Source organism: Streptomyces sp. NPDC057302 (genome assembly GCF_042667685.1).
In the GTDB taxonomy this organism is placed as follows: domain Bacteria; phylum Actinomycetota; class Actinomycetes; order Streptomycetales; family Streptomycetaceae; genus Streptomyces.
Map to the genome: position 1 here is coordinate 181,319 of NZ_JBHUZJ010000006.1, position 12,708 is coordinate 194,026.

Annotated in this window: 10 protein-coding genes; 8 read left to right on the plus strand and 2 right to left on the minus strand. The window is 69.9% G+C overall.

What is annotated here, in order from left to right; translation table 11 throughout:
* Window positions 1-31: 31 nt before the first annotated feature.
* Both ACFUPX_RS07320 and ACFUPX_RS07325 read left to right on the plus strand, forming a co-directional pair.
* Complete coding sequence (locus ACFUPX_RS07320) at window positions 32-1,522, plus strand: amino acid permease (protein WP_383317423.1); 1,491 nt, start codon at window positions 32-34, stop codon at window positions 1,520-1,522.
* Between the two features lie 103 nt (window positions 1,523-1,625).
* Entirely contained in the window at window positions 1,626-2,981 is a 1,356-nt protein-coding gene (locus ACFUPX_RS07325) for an FAD-binding oxidoreductase (protein WP_383317426.1), read from the plus strand.
* A 16-nt stretch (window positions 2,982-2,997) separates the two neighbouring features.
* Here the strand turns inward: ACFUPX_RS07325 and ACFUPX_RS07330 are convergent, their stop codons facing one another.
* Window positions 2,998-3,576, minus strand: coding sequence for a biotin transporter BioY (locus ACFUPX_RS07330; RefSeq protein ID WP_383317429.1), 579 nt, complete (start codon window positions 3,574-3,576; stop codon window positions 2,998-3,000).
* A 267-nt stretch (window positions 3,577-3,843) separates the two neighbouring features.
* Here ACFUPX_RS07330 and ACFUPX_RS07335 point away from each other — a divergent pair, with 267 nt between their 5' ends.
* From ACFUPX_RS07335 to ACFUPX_RS07350, 4 genes are all read left to right on the plus strand, one after another.
* A complete protein-coding gene (locus tag ACFUPX_RS07335; protein WP_383317432.1) occupies window positions 3,844-5,274 on the plus strand; it encodes an amino acid permease in 1,431 nt (476 codons plus the stop codon).
* A gap of 135 nt (window positions 5,275-5,409) precedes the next feature.
* Window positions 5,410-6,846, plus strand: a complete 1,437-nt coding sequence (locus ACFUPX_RS07340) for an amino acid permease (protein WP_383317435.1) — start codon at window positions 5,410-5,412, stop codon at window positions 6,844-6,846.
* Between the two features lie 203 nt (window positions 6,847-7,049).
* Window positions 7,050-7,700 (plus strand): superoxide dismutase, encoded by a 651-nt coding sequence (locus tag ACFUPX_RS07345; protein ID WP_383317438.1) that lies wholly within the window; start codon window positions 7,050-7,052, stop codon window positions 7,698-7,700.
* Window positions 7,701-7,842: 142 nt separating this feature from the next.
* Entirely contained in the window at window positions 7,843-8,052 is a 210-nt protein-coding gene (locus ACFUPX_RS07350; protein WP_383317441.1) for a hypothetical protein, read from the plus strand.
* A 1-nt stretch (window position 8,053) separates the two neighbouring features.
* On the opposite strand, the gene ACFUPX_RS07355 is transcribed toward ACFUPX_RS07350, so the two are convergent.
* The gene (locus ACFUPX_RS07355) at window positions 8,054-8,701 is read right to left on the minus strand and encodes a DsbA family protein (RefSeq protein ID WP_383317444.1); all 648 of its coding nucleotides are present in this window, start codon (window positions 8,699-8,701) and stop codon (window positions 8,054-8,056) included.
* Window positions 8,702-8,864: 163 nt separating this feature from the next.
* On the opposite strand from ACFUPX_RS07355, the gene pepN reads away from it, so the two are divergent.
* Both pepN and ACFUPX_RS07365 read left to right on the plus strand, forming a co-directional pair.
* A complete protein-coding gene (gene pepN, locus ACFUPX_RS07360) occupies window positions 8,865-11,438 on the plus strand; it encodes an aminopeptidase N (protein WP_383317447.1) in 2,574 nt (857 codons plus the stop codon).
* A 186-nt stretch (window positions 11,439-11,624) separates the two neighbouring features.
* Entirely contained in the window at window positions 11,625-12,680 is a 1,056-nt protein-coding gene (locus ACFUPX_RS07365) for a hypothetical protein (RefSeq protein ID WP_383317450.1), read from the plus strand.
* The last annotated feature ends 28 nt before the right edge of the window (window positions 12,681-12,708 follow it).

The following is a 12,708-nucleotide window of genomic DNA, read 5'->3' on the forward strand; positions in this document are numbered from 1 at the left end:
GCTCGTGACCCGAGAACTTAAGGATTCGTCCATGACCTCGCAACCCTCCCTTGCGAAGGCAGACCGCAGCCCCAACGAACCTGGGGATCAGCGGTCTGGAGACACCGGTGACGGCCTCAAGGCCGGGCTGAAGAACCGCCACCTCTCCATGATCGCCATCGGCGGCGTCATCGGAGCGGGACTCTTCGTCGGCTCCAGCTCCGGAATCGCCGCGGCCGGGCCCGCCATCCTCGTCTCGTACGCCCTCGTCGGCACGATGGTCGTCCTCGTGATGCGGATGCTCGGCGAGATGGCCGCGGCACGGCCCACATCGGGCTCCTTCTCCACCTACGCGGACCAGGCCCTCGGCCGCTGGGCCGGTTTCTCGATCGGCTGGCTGTACTGGTTCTTCTGGGTCGTGGTGCTCGCGGTGGAGGCCACCGCCGGTGCCGTCATCCTCAACGGGTGGATACCGGCCGTACCGCAGTGGGGCTGGGCGCTCATCGTGATGGTGGTGCTCACCGCGACGAACCTCGTCTCGGTCGGCTCCTACGGTGAGTTCGAGTTCTGGTTCGCCGGCATCAAGGTCGTCGCCATCGGCGGGTTCGTGATCATCGGCCTGCTCGCCGTCTTCGGCGTGCTGCCGGGCTCCGACAACCCCGGCGCCGGATTCGCGCACCTCACCGACGCGGGCGGATTCATGCCCAACGGCGCGGGCGCCATCCTCACGGGCGTGCTCATGGTCGTCTTCTCGTTCATGGGCTCCGAGATCGTCACGCTGGCCGCCGGTGAGTCCGAGGACCCGCAGCGCGCCGTCACCAAGGCGACGAACAGCGTCATCTGGCGTATCGGCGTCTTCTACCTGGGCTCGATCTTCGTCGTCATCACGCTGCTTCCGTGGAACGACAAGACGATCATGAAGGACGGTTCGTACGTCGCCGCCCTGAACTCGATCGGCATTCCGCACGCCGGTCAGGTCATGAACGTCATCGTCCTCACCGCCGTCCTGTCCTGCCTCAACTCGGGTCTCTACACCGCTTCCCGCATGGCCTTCTCGCTCGGCCAGCGCGGTGACGCGCCCAAGGCCTTCGCGCGCACCAACTCGCGCGGTGTGCCGCAGACCGCGATCCTCGGGTCCGTCGTGTTCGGCTTCGTCGCCGTCTGGTTCAACTACCAGTGGCAGGACACCGTCTTCGACTTCCTGCTGAACTCCTCGGGCGCGGTGGCCCTCTTCGTCTGGCTGATGATCGCGTTCACGCAGCTGCGGATGCGCGGCATCATCCTGCGCGAGGAGCCGGAGAAGCTCGTCGTGAAGATGTGGCTCTTCCCGTACCTGACCTGGGTCACGATCGCGATGATCTCGTTCGTGCTCGTCTACATGCTGACCGACGAGGCCGGGCGCAAGCAGGTGCTGCTCTCGCTGCTCGCCGCGGCGTTCGTGGTGGCGTTCTCCCTCATCCGGGAGAAGGTGCGGCCCCGCGCCGACGCCGATGCCCTGACCGAGGCCGGCACCGACGCCGACCTCGACGTCGACCTGCACTAGCCGCACCCGTTCGACGGTGGAAAGAGCCCGGAAAACCTGACGGCCGATGTCAGGTTTTCCGGGTTTCCTCTGTTGCGTCAGCAGCGCTTCTTGGAGGATCACCGTGGACTTCACCGACCAGCGACTCGTGTTCCGGCCCGGCGACGACGGGTACGACGAGGAGATCGCCGGATTCCAGACCGGTTTCACCCAGCGGCCCGCGATCGTGTTCGCGGCCCGCAGCGCCGATGACGTCGTCGCCGCCGTCTCGTACGCCGCCGACGCGGGACTGCCCATCGGCGTCCAGGCCACCGGGCACGGGCTTCCGGGGCCGTCGCGGGACGGCGTACTGATCAGCACCCGGCGGATGGACTCCGTGCGCATCGATGCGCAAGCGCGCACGGCCACCGTGGGCGCCGGTGTCCGCTGGACCCAGGTCGTGGAGGCCGCCGCGGCGCACGGGCTCGCGCCGCTGAACGGTTCGGCGCCGGGCGTGGGAGCCGTCTCGTACACCCTGGGCGGCGGCCTCGGCATCCTGGCGCGGGAGTTCGGGTACGCGGCCGACCACGTCCGGTGGCTCGACGTCGTCACGGCGGACGGCACCCTGCGCCACGTCACGGCCCGGAGCGAGCCGGAGCTGTTGTGGGGGCTGCTCGGCGGGGGCGCGAACCTGGGGGTGGTGACGGCCCTGGAGATCGCTCTGGTGCCGGTGGCGCGGCTGTACGGCGGGGCGATCGAGTTCGACGGGCGCGAGGTGGACCCCGGCCAGATCCTCCGGGCCTACGAGGCGTGGACGCGGACCGTGCCGGACGAGCTGACCTCGTCGGTGGCCGCGCTCGTCTATCCGGACATCCCGCAGCTGCCGCCCCATCTGCGGGGGCGCTATCTCGTGACCCTGCGGGTCGCCTACACGGGGCCGGAGGCGGCCGGCGAGCGCCTGGTGGCGCCGCTGCGGGAGATCGGGCCCGTGGTGTCGGACTCGCTGCGGGAGATGCCGTACACCGACAGCCACACGATCCACAGCGACCCGGACTTCCCGCACTCCTACTACGGGGACAGCGTGGCGGTGCGCGAGCTGGACGTCGCCGCGGCGTGCGAGCTGCTCGCGCTGACCGGTCCGGCCGCCGACGCGATGCACGTCGTCCAGATCAACCAGCTGGGCGGGGCGCTGGCCGAGCCCGTGGGGAGCGCGGAGAACGCGGTGCCGCATCGGGACGCGGGGTGGCTGGTGCGGGTGCTCTCGCCCTTCGAGGCCGCCGACGGCACGGACGCCACCGGTCTCGACGCGGTGCGGGCCGTGCAGGCGCAGGCGTTCGGGCTGTTCGCGCCGCAGACCGTGGGGCGGCTGCTCAACTTCGCCTTCGCCGCCGGGGAGCGGACCGAGGGGCTGTACGACGCCGGTACGCGAAAGAGGCTCGCCGGTCTCAAGGCCACGTACGACCCGGCGAACCTCTTCAGGCGGAACTACAACGTCGGTTGACGGCTCGGTTGACCGCTCAGCGGTCGAGGAGCTTCCACGCCGTGGGCAGCGCGCCCATCGCCAGCGCGGCCTTCAGGGCGTCGCCGATCAGGAACGGCGTGAGCCCGGCGGCGACGGCCTGGGTCAGCGACATGCCGGTCGCGGCGGCCAGGTACGGGACGCCGACCGCGTAGATGATCGCGGAGCCCAGCACCATCGTGCCCGCGGTGCGCAGGACCGAACGGTCGCCGCCGCGGCGGGCGAGCGCGCCGACCACGGTGGCGGCGAGCAGCATGCCGAGGACGTAGCCGAGGGACGGCGCGGCGACGCCGGAGCCCGACTCGGCGAACCACGGCATGCCGGCCATGCCGACGAGGGCGTACACGGCGAGGGAGAGGAAGCCGCGGCGGGCGCCGAGGGCGGTGCCGACGAGGAGGGCGGCGAAGGTCTGTCCCGTCACCGGTACGGGGGAGCCCGGGACGGGCACGGCGATCTGGGCCGCTATGCCGGTGAGGGCGGCGCCGCCGATGACGAAGGCCGCGTCCTTCACGCGGGACGCGGGCAGCAGGTCCGCGAGGACCTGGCCGGGACGGGAAGAGACGGCGGCGATGCTCATCGGGACTCCGCGGGTTCTGGGACGGGCAGGTGGGACCCCAGGACGCTATCCCAGCCGGGGGCGTGGATCACCGGCGGCGGGCGACAAGGTCCCGGGTGGCCCGATGGTGGGCTTCGCACAAAGTACGGGCAGTACCCCTGCGGGGGGCGTGATGCTCGTCACGGAGGTGATGGCGGGTCAGGTCCGCTTTGCGCGGAGGGCTGCCGCCCGGAGAGACTGTAGGTTCCCGCCAAGTCCTTCTGTGATCCCGAGAGCAGCCTGAGCACCATGCACGACGCACCCCCCGATTCATCGGCACCCACGACGGGGACGGCGGGCCCGGCGGCCGAGCCGCTCGGCGGCGGTCTGAAGCAGCGGCATCTGACCATGCTGGGCCTCGGCGGTGTCATCGGGGCCGGGCTTTTCGTCGGCTCCGGAGCGGGGATCGCCGTCGCGGGGCCCGGCATCGTCGTCTCGTATCTCATCGCGGGTGCGCTCGCGATGTGCGTGATGCGGATGCTCGGCGAGATGTCGGCCGCGATGCCCGCTTCCGGGTCCTTCTCCGTGCACGCCGAGCGCGCCCTGGGCCGCTGGGCGGGGTTCAGCGTCGGATGGCTCTACTGGTTCCTGCTCGTCGTCGTGCTCGCCGTGGAGGCCACCGGCGCCGCGCAGATCGCCAACGGCTGGGCGCCGGGCGTCCCGCAGTGGGCGTGGGTCCTCATCTTCATGCTGGTCTTCACGGGGGCCAATCTCACCGCCGTGAAGAACTTCGGCGAGTTCGAGTTCTGGTTCGCCGCGCTGAAGGTCTTCGCGATCGTCGCGTTCCTGGTCCTGGGGCTGCTGGCGATCTTCGGGGTGCTGCCCGCTGCGTCGAATTCCTCCGGGGACCCCGTGGGCCTCACCAACCTCACCGGGCACGGCGGTTTCCTGCCCAACGGCTGGGAGGGCGTGACGTCCGGCGTGCTCGCCGTCGTCTTCGCCTTCGGCGGTCTGGAGGTCGTGACGATCGCGGCGGCCGAGTCCGACGACCCGGTGCGCTCGGTCGCCCGCGCCGTGCGCAGCGCCGTCTACCGCATCCTCTTCTTCTACGTCGGCTCGATGCTGGTCATCGTGACGGTGCTGCCCTGGACGGCGGAGAAGGCAGGCGTCAGTCCGTATGTGACGGTCCTGGACTCGATCGGGGTGCCGTCCGCGGGCACGATCATGAACATCGTGGTGTTCGTGGCGCTGCTCTCGGCGCTGAACGCCAACCTCTACGGCTCGTCCCGGATGGTCTTCTCGCTCGCCGAGCGCGGCGAGGCGCCCAAGGCCCTCCTGAAGGTGTCGGGCGGCGGGGTCCCGCGCCGGGCGGTCCTCGCGTCGGTGGCCTTCGGCTTCGTGTCCGTCGTACTCAATCTGAAGTGGCCCGACTCCGTCTTCCTCTACATGCTCAACTCGGTCGGCGCGGTGCTCCTGTTCGTCTGGGCGCTGATCGCGGTCTCGCAGCTGCGGCTGCGCCGCCGCATCGAGCGTGAGGCGCCGGAGCGGCTCGTCCTGCGGATGTGGGCGTTCCCCTATCTGACGTGGGCGGCGCTCGCCGCGATGGCGGCCGTCATCGGGCTGATGCTGACCGATGACGGGGCACGGCCGCAGCTGCTGTGGTCGGCGGGTGCGACGGGCCTGGTGCTGGTGGTCGCGGGGCTTCGGGAGTGGCGCGCGGGGCACCTGAAGCGGGCGTGAACATCTCGTGCCCGTCTCTTCACAACGTGTGAGCGTCGTGTCCGTATAGCGGTCAGGTGTTCCCTGTCAGCGGTGCCGGACTTCAGACTGTGGGCCGCTCGCTCCCCCGTCTCAGCTACTGAACAGGGCACGCCCATGTCTCGGATGTCCACCCCCCAGGACACCCCCAAGGACGCATCAGCCGACGCGGTCCCCCAGGCCGATTCGCCGCTCGTCCACGGTCTCAAGCAGCGGCATCTCTCCATGATCGCCCTCGGCGGCGTCATCGGGGCCGGCCTCTTCGTGGGCTCCGGAGCGGGCATCGCCGCGGCCGGTCCCTCGATCGTCCTCGCCTACGCGATATCGGGCGCGCTCGTCATGCTCGTGATGCGCATGCTCGGCGAGATGTCGGCGGCGAACCCGGCGTCCGGCTCCTTCTCGGTGCACGCCGAGCGGGCGATCGGCCCCTGGGCGGGCTTCACCGCGGGCTGGGGCTTCTGGTTCCTGCTCTGCGTCGCCGTCGGCCTGGAGGGCATCGGCGCCGCGAAGATCATGGTGGGCTGGTTCCCCGACAGCCCCGAGTGGGCCTGGGTCGCCCTCTTCATGCTGGTGTTCTGCGGGGCCAACCTGACGGCCGTGAAGAACTTCGGCGAGTTCGAGTTCTGGTTCGCCGCCCTGAAGGTCGGCGCGATCGCGCTCTTCCTGGGCATCGGCGTCCTGGCGATCCTCGGCATCCTGCCCGGCTCGGACGTCTCGGCGCCCGGCACGGACAACCTCACCGGCGTGGGCGGCTTCATGCCGAACGGCACGGACGGCCTGATCATCGGCCTCCTGGCGTCCGTGTTCGCGTACGGCGGTCTGGAGACCGTCACGATCGCGGCCGCGGAGTCCGAGAACCCGGTCCAGAGCGTCGCCAAGGCCGTGCGCACGGCGATGTGGCGCATCGCCCTCTTCTACGTCGGCTCGATGCTCGTCGTCGTCACGCTGCTCCCCTGGGACAACAAGGAGGTCGTGGCGAAGGGCCCGTACGTCGCCACCCTCGACCACCTGGGCATCCCCGGCGCCGGGGAGATCATGAACGTCATCGTCCTGATCGCCCTGCTCTCCGCGATGAACGCCAACATCTACGGCGCGTCGCGCATGTCGTACTCCCTGATCGCGCGCGGCCAGGGCCCCAAGGTGCTCGGCCGGATCTACAGCGGCGTCCCGCGCCTCGCGGTCCTCGCCTCCTCGGTCTTCGGCTTCGTCTGCGTGCTGCTCAGCTACTGGCGTCCCGACGACGTCTTCCCCTGGCTCCTGAACATGATCGGCGCGATGATCCTGGTCGTCTGGATCTTCATCGCCGCGTCCCAGCTGATCCTGCGCCGCAGGACGGAGCGCGAGGAGCCCGAGAAGCTGGTCGTGAAGATGTGGGCCTACCCGGTCCTGACGTGGATCGCCCTCGGCGCGATGGCGTACATCTTCTACCTGATGACGGAACAGCCCGACACCCGCAAGCAGCTCCTGGCCACGGGCACGCTGACGCTGGTGCTCGCGGTGATCGGTTTCGTGCGCCAGAAGACGGCGGAGAAGCGGGCGGCGGTCCAGCCGTAGGCACCGCGCAAGCTGCCCGACCTTCGAGAGGGCCCCGAGTCGACGGACTCGGGGCCCTCTCGCGTTCCTTCGCCCTACTCCGACCTCCGGTCCTAGGACGAAGGGCTGATCAACTCCGGTTCACTCCTGCTGCTAGCCTGCACTTGCATATAGATTGCAATAAGCGTTGCACTACAGCAGAGCAGCAGTCGGAGGGCTCGGACATGGCCATTTACACGCTTCCAGAACTTCCGTACGACTACGCGGCGCTCGAGCCGGTCATCAACCCCCAGATCGTCGAGCTGCACCACGACAAGCACCACGCGGCGTACGTGAAGGGCGCGAACGACACCCTTGAGCAGCTGGAGGAGGCGCGCGACAAGGAGACGTGGGGCGCCATCAACGGCCTGGAGAAGAACCTGGCCTTCCACCTCTCCGGCCACATCCTGCACAGCATCTACTGGCACAACATGAACAGCCCGAAGGACGGCGGCGGCGGTGAGCCGCTGGCCGCGGACGGTGTCGGTGAACTCGCGGACGCGATCACCGAGTCGTTCGGCTCCTTCGCCAAGTTCAAGGCCCAGCTGACCAAGGCCTCGGCGACCACGCAGGGTTCGGGCTGGGGCGTGCTCGCCTACGAGCCGCTCAGCAACCGCCTCATCGTCGAGCAGGTCTACGACCACCAGGGCAACGTCGGCCAGGGCTCGACGCCCATCCTGGTCTTCGACGCCTGGGAGCACGCCTTCTACCTTCAGTACAAGAACCAGAAGGTGGACTTCATCGAGGCCATGTGGCAGGTCGTCAACTGGCAGGACGTGTCCAAGCGTTACGCGGCCGCCAAGCAGCGCGTGAACAGCCTGCTGCTCTCCCCGTGAGGCACCGCGCCCCCTGAAACGCCCTGCCTCGTGATCGTCTTCTCAACTTTCGCCGGGGCAGGCGGATGGACGAAAGGCCCCCGTGAGGACATGACTCACGGGGGCCTTTCGGTATGCCCGGTTCCGGGGGACCGTGTGGTCCATGGCGACGGCTTTCAGGCACTGCCCGACCTGCGGCGGCAAACCGCAGGACTTCCGGCCGGTCAACCAGGCCGAGGAGGACTACTTGGCGACAGTGATGACCCGGACCGAGGCCCAGGGTCACTGGCGGTGCCAGGGCGAGGACTGCCTCTGGGTGCAGCCGCACCTCAATCAGGGCAAGGGCCGCGAGCTGCCCCCGTCCTTCCTCTGACTCAGTCGAAGATCGGGCCCTGCGTACGCGTCCGCTTGATCTCGTAGAAGCCCGGCGTCGACGCCACGAGCAGCGTGCCGTCCCACAGCTTCGCCGCGGCTTCGCCCTTGGGGGCGGGCGTCACGACGGGGCCGAAGAAGGCGATCTGCTCGCCGTCCGCGCCGGGGACGGCGATGACGGGCGTGCCCACGTCCTGGCCGACCTTGTCGATGCCCTCCTGGTGGGAGGCGCGCAGCTGGGTGTCGTACTCGTCCGAGTCCGCGTACCGCGCGAGCTCCTCGGGCAGGCCGACGTCCTTGAGCGCGGCGACGACCGCCTCACGGGTCGGGCCCTCGCCCTTGTTGTGGAAGCGGGTGCCAAGGGCGGTGTAGAGCCGGCCGGTGTACTCGTCGCCGTGCTTCCGCTGGGCGGCGATGACCACGCGGACCGGGCCCCAGGCCTTCGTCTCCAGCATGTCGCGGTACTCCTCGGGCAGGTCGTCGAGCCTGTCCTCGTTCAGCACGGCGAGACTCATGACATGCCAGCGGACCTCGACGTCGCGGACCTTCTCCACCTCGAGCATCCAGCGCGAGGTCATCCAGGCCCACGGGCACAGCGGGTCGAACCAGAAGTCAACGGGGGTCTTGCCGGGCTTGGCGTTCTCGGACATGTCTCTCCCTAGGGAATGCGTGCGCGCTTGGCCAGGGGAACGTCAGTGATCTGCCCGGGCATTCCCGGATACCGCCCGCCGGGGCCACATGCGAGGATCGTAGACATTCGTACAGGTCGTGCGATCCACGACTTCCACTTGCGAGTACAAGGGAGTACCGCCCGTGCCCGGTGAGAATCTTTCCCGCGACGAGGCCCAGGAAAGGGCCGCGCTGTTGTCCGTCGACGGGTACGAGGTCTTTCTGGACCTGCGCTCCGCGATCGGCGAGAGCGGCCAGGAGCCGCGCACGTTCCGCTCCGTCACCACGATCCGCTTCCGCTCCGCCGAACCCGGCGCCGCGAGCTTCGCCGACCTGATCGCCCCGAGCGTCACGGCACTCTCCCTCAACGGCAAGGATCTGGACCCCTCCGAGGTCTTCGACGGCACCAGGATCACCCTTGAGGACCTGGCCGCGGAGAACGAACTGGTGGTGGACGCCCAGTGCGCCTACAGCCGCACCGGCGAGGGCATGCACCGCTTCGTCGACCCGGAGGACGGCGAGGTCTATCTCTATACGCAGTACGAGCCCGCGGACTCGCGCCGCGTCTTCGCCAACTTCGAGCAGCCCGACCTGAAGGCGCCCTTCCGGTTCGAGGTGCGGGCTCCCGAGGGCTGGACCGCCTGGTCCAACGGCTCCGGTGAACTGGTCGACGGGGTGTGGAAGTTCGCCGAGACGAAGGCGATCTCGACGTACATCACCGCTGTCGTCGCGGGTCCCTACCACTACGTGACGGACTCCTACAGCCGCACCTTCGACGACGGTACGACGCTGGAGATCCCGCTCGGCGCGCTGTGCAGGAAGGGGCTCGCCAAGCACTTCGACGCGGACGACGTCTTCCTCGTCACCAAGCAGGGGCTCGACTTCTTCCACGACAACTTCGACTACCCCTACCCCTTCGGGAAGTACGACCAGGCCTTCGTCCCGGAGTACAACCTGGGCGCGATGGAGAACCCCGGCTGTGTGACCTTCCGCGAGGAGTTCATCTTCCGCGGCAAGGTGACCCAGGCGTCGTACGAGCGCCGGGCCAACGTCATCCTGCACGAGATGGCGCACATGTGGTTCGGCGACCTCGTCACCATGCGCTGGTGGGACGACCTGTGGCTCAAGGAGTCCTTCGCCGACTTCATGGGCTCCTTCTCGATGGCCGAGGCGACGCGCTTCACCAACGGCTGGATCACCTTCGCCAACAACCGCAAGGCGTGGGCCTACCGCGCCGACCAGCTGCCCTCCACGCACCCGGTCACGGCCGACATCCGCGACCTGGAGGACGCCAAGCTCAACTTCGACGGGATCACGTACGCGAAGGGCGCGTCGGTACTGAAGCAGCTCGTCGCCTATGTGGGGCGTGACGCGTTCCTCGAAGGCGCCCGTCGCTACTTCAAGCGGCACGCGTACGGGAACACCCGGCTCGGCGACCTCCTCTCGGTCCTCGAGGAGACCTCCGGGCGCGACATGGCGACCTGGTCGCAGGCGTGGCTCCAGACCGCGGGCGTCAACTCCCTGACCCCGCAGGTCATCCTGAACGCGGAGGGCCGGATCACCGAGCTCTCCGTGGTCCAGGAGGCCGCCGAGTCGCATCCCGAGCTGCGGCCGCACCGCGTGGCGGTGGGCCTGTACCGCCGCACGCCCGAGGGCGAGCTGACGCGGTACGCACGCGCGGAGCTGGACGTCGAAGGCCCGCGCACGGTGGTGTCCGAGCTGGCCGGTGAGGAGGCTCCCGACCTGGTCCTGGTCAACGACGACGACCTGACCTACTGCAAGATCCGCTTCGACGAGACCTCCCTCGCCACGCTGCGGGCGCACCTCGGCGACCTCACCGACCCACTGGCCCGCGCCCTGTGCTGGTCCGCGCTGTGGAACCTCACCCGGGACGGGCTCATGCCCGCGCGGGACTTCATCGGGCTCGTGCTGCGGTTCGCGGGGCGCGAGAGCGACATCGGCGTGCTGCAGATGCTGCACACGTGGGCGGACTCGGCCCTCACGTTCTACGCGGCCCCCGAGTGGCGCGAGGAGGGCGGGCGCGCGCTCGCCGAGGGCGCGCTGCGGGAGCTGCGGATCGCGGAGCCCGGCAGCCAGAATCAGCTGACGTGGGCGCGGTTCTTCGCCGCGGTGGCCTCGTCGGAGGCCGATCTGCAGCTGCTGCGGACCCTCCTTGACGGAACGGGCAAGATCGACGGCCTGGACGTCGACCAGGAGCTGCGCTGGGCCTTCCTCGGCCCGCTGGCCGCGCACGGCGTCGCCGACGAGCGGGTGCTCGCCGCCGAGCTGGCCAGGGACGACACGGCTTCGGGCAAGCGCCATCAGGTGCGGTGCCTGGCCGCCCGGCCCTCCGAAGCGGTCAAGGCGCAGGCGTGGGCCGCCGTGGTGGAGTCCGACTCCCTGTCCAACGCATTGGCGGGGGCGACGATTTCGGGCTTCGCCCAGTCGTCGCAGCGCGAGCTGGTCGCTCCGTACGCGGCGAAGTACTTCGCCGTCATCGAGCGGCTGTGGGCCGAGCGGTCCATCCAGATCGGGATGGACGTGGTGAAGGGGCTGTTCCCGCACCTCCAGGACGATCAGGGCACGCTGGACGCGGCCGACGCGTGGCTCGCCGCGCACGAGTCGGCCGCGCCCGCGCTGCGCCGGCTCGTGCTCGAAGCCCGGGACGACCTCGCCCGGTCGCTGCGGGCGCAGGGCTGCGACGCCGCTGCCGCGTAGGCCCCGGCCAGGGTGGGCGCCACGTCGGATGCCGCTCGCGGCTTCGGTGTCGCGCCCACCCGTACCGCTCCGAACCAGACCTTTTCGGCAGTCGAACGTCTGCACTTTAGTGCGGGGTTGTCCGGTTATGTCGACGGGCGTGTAACAGCGGTTAGGGGGCGGATCAGCAGCGGGAATGGCCCGGTCATGAACCACAACACCCCGCTCTCCCCCCGCCCCCTCCGTCACCTCGCCGACGTCCAGCGGCGCGTCATGAGCACCGCCCAGCTCCGCGCCCACGGCATCTCCGCCGCCGACGTCTCGGCCCACTGCCGCCCGGAAGGGCCCTGGCAGCAGCTGCTCCCGGGGGTCTGCCTGCTGCACCCGGGCCCGCCGACCAGCGAAGAGCGCCTGCACGGCGCCCTGTTGTTCGCCGGGCGTCCCCCGGCCAAGGCGGCCAGGACCGTGCCCGCACAGCCCGGAGCGGGCGAGCCGCACGCCCCGTACGCCGACGCCCTGGTCACGGGACTCGCGGCGCTCGCCCTGCACCGCTTCTCGTCGGCTCCCCCGCTGCTCTCCCTGGACCGCATCGACGTCCTCGTCCCGCGCACCCGGCGGCTGCGCTCCACCGGCTTCATCCGGCTCGTGCGGGCCCAGGCGCTGCCGACCGCCGTACAGATCGCGGGAGTTCCGGTGGCCCCGGTGCCGCGCGCGCTCGCCGACGCCGTGGCGGGCCTCGCCGAGGCGGGCGCGGTGCGCAGGCTGCTCACCGAGGCGGTGCGCGGCGGCCACTGCGAACCGGCGGCCATCGTCCGGGAGTTGAACCAGGCACGGCTGCTGACCCGCCCCCATGTCGTGGACGCGGTGGACTCGCTGCTCGCCGAGGGGCGGGCCATCGCCGAGGACCGGATCTACCAGATGGTCGCCGAGCACGGCCTTCCCGACCCCCTGTGGAACGTCGACCTGCGATTGCCCGGCGGGCCGCACCTCGGCGGCGTCGACGCCTACTGGCCCGACCTGGCCGTCGCGGTAGAGCTGGACACCCGGGCTCCCCGGCAGGGCTTCCGGCCGGACGACGACGCGCTGTGGTCCGAATACGCCCGTAAGCGCGAGCACCTGGAGCGGCTCGGCATCACCGTCGTCCATCTGACGCCCAAGAAGCTGCGCGAGTCCCTCGAACAGCAGGCGACCGTCGTACGGACCGCCCTGATGGCGTCGGCCGACCGCGATCCGGCGGCCTACGTCGTCGTACTGCCCAGGTAGGGAACGGCGGCGGGGTCGCCAGGACGAC

Coding starts and splice junctions, on each gene's coding strand:
- ACFUPX_RS07345 (WP_383317438.1), top strand. CDS start 7,050: ATGGCCATTTACACGCTTCCAGAACTTCCGTACGACTACGCGGCGCTC.
- ACFUPX_RS07335 (WP_383317432.1), top strand. CDS start 3,844: ATGCACGACGCACCCCCCGATTCATCGGCACCCACGACGGGGACGGCG.
- ACFUPX_RS07330 (WP_383317429.1), bottom strand. CDS start 3,576: ATGAGCATCGCCGCCGTCTCTTCCCGTCCCGGCCAGGTCCTCGCGGAC.
- ACFUPX_RS07355 (WP_383317444.1), bottom strand. CDS start 8,701: ATGTCCGAGAACGCCAAGCCCGGCAAGACCCCCGTTGACTTCTGGTTC.
- ACFUPX_RS07340 (WP_383317435.1), top strand. CDS start 5,410: ATGTCTCGGATGTCCACCCCCCAGGACACCCCCAAGGACGCATCAGCC.
- ACFUPX_RS07320 (WP_383317423.1), top strand. CDS start 32: ATGACCTCGCAACCCTCCCTTGCGAAGGCAGACCGCAGCCCCAACGAA.
- ACFUPX_RS07350 (WP_383317441.1), top strand. CDS start 7,843: ATGGCGACGGCTTTCAGGCACTGCCCGACCTGCGGCGGCAAACCGCAG.
- ACFUPX_RS07365 (WP_383317450.1), top strand. CDS start 11,625: ATGAACCACAACACCCCGCTCTCCCCCCGCCCCCTCCGTCACCTCGCC.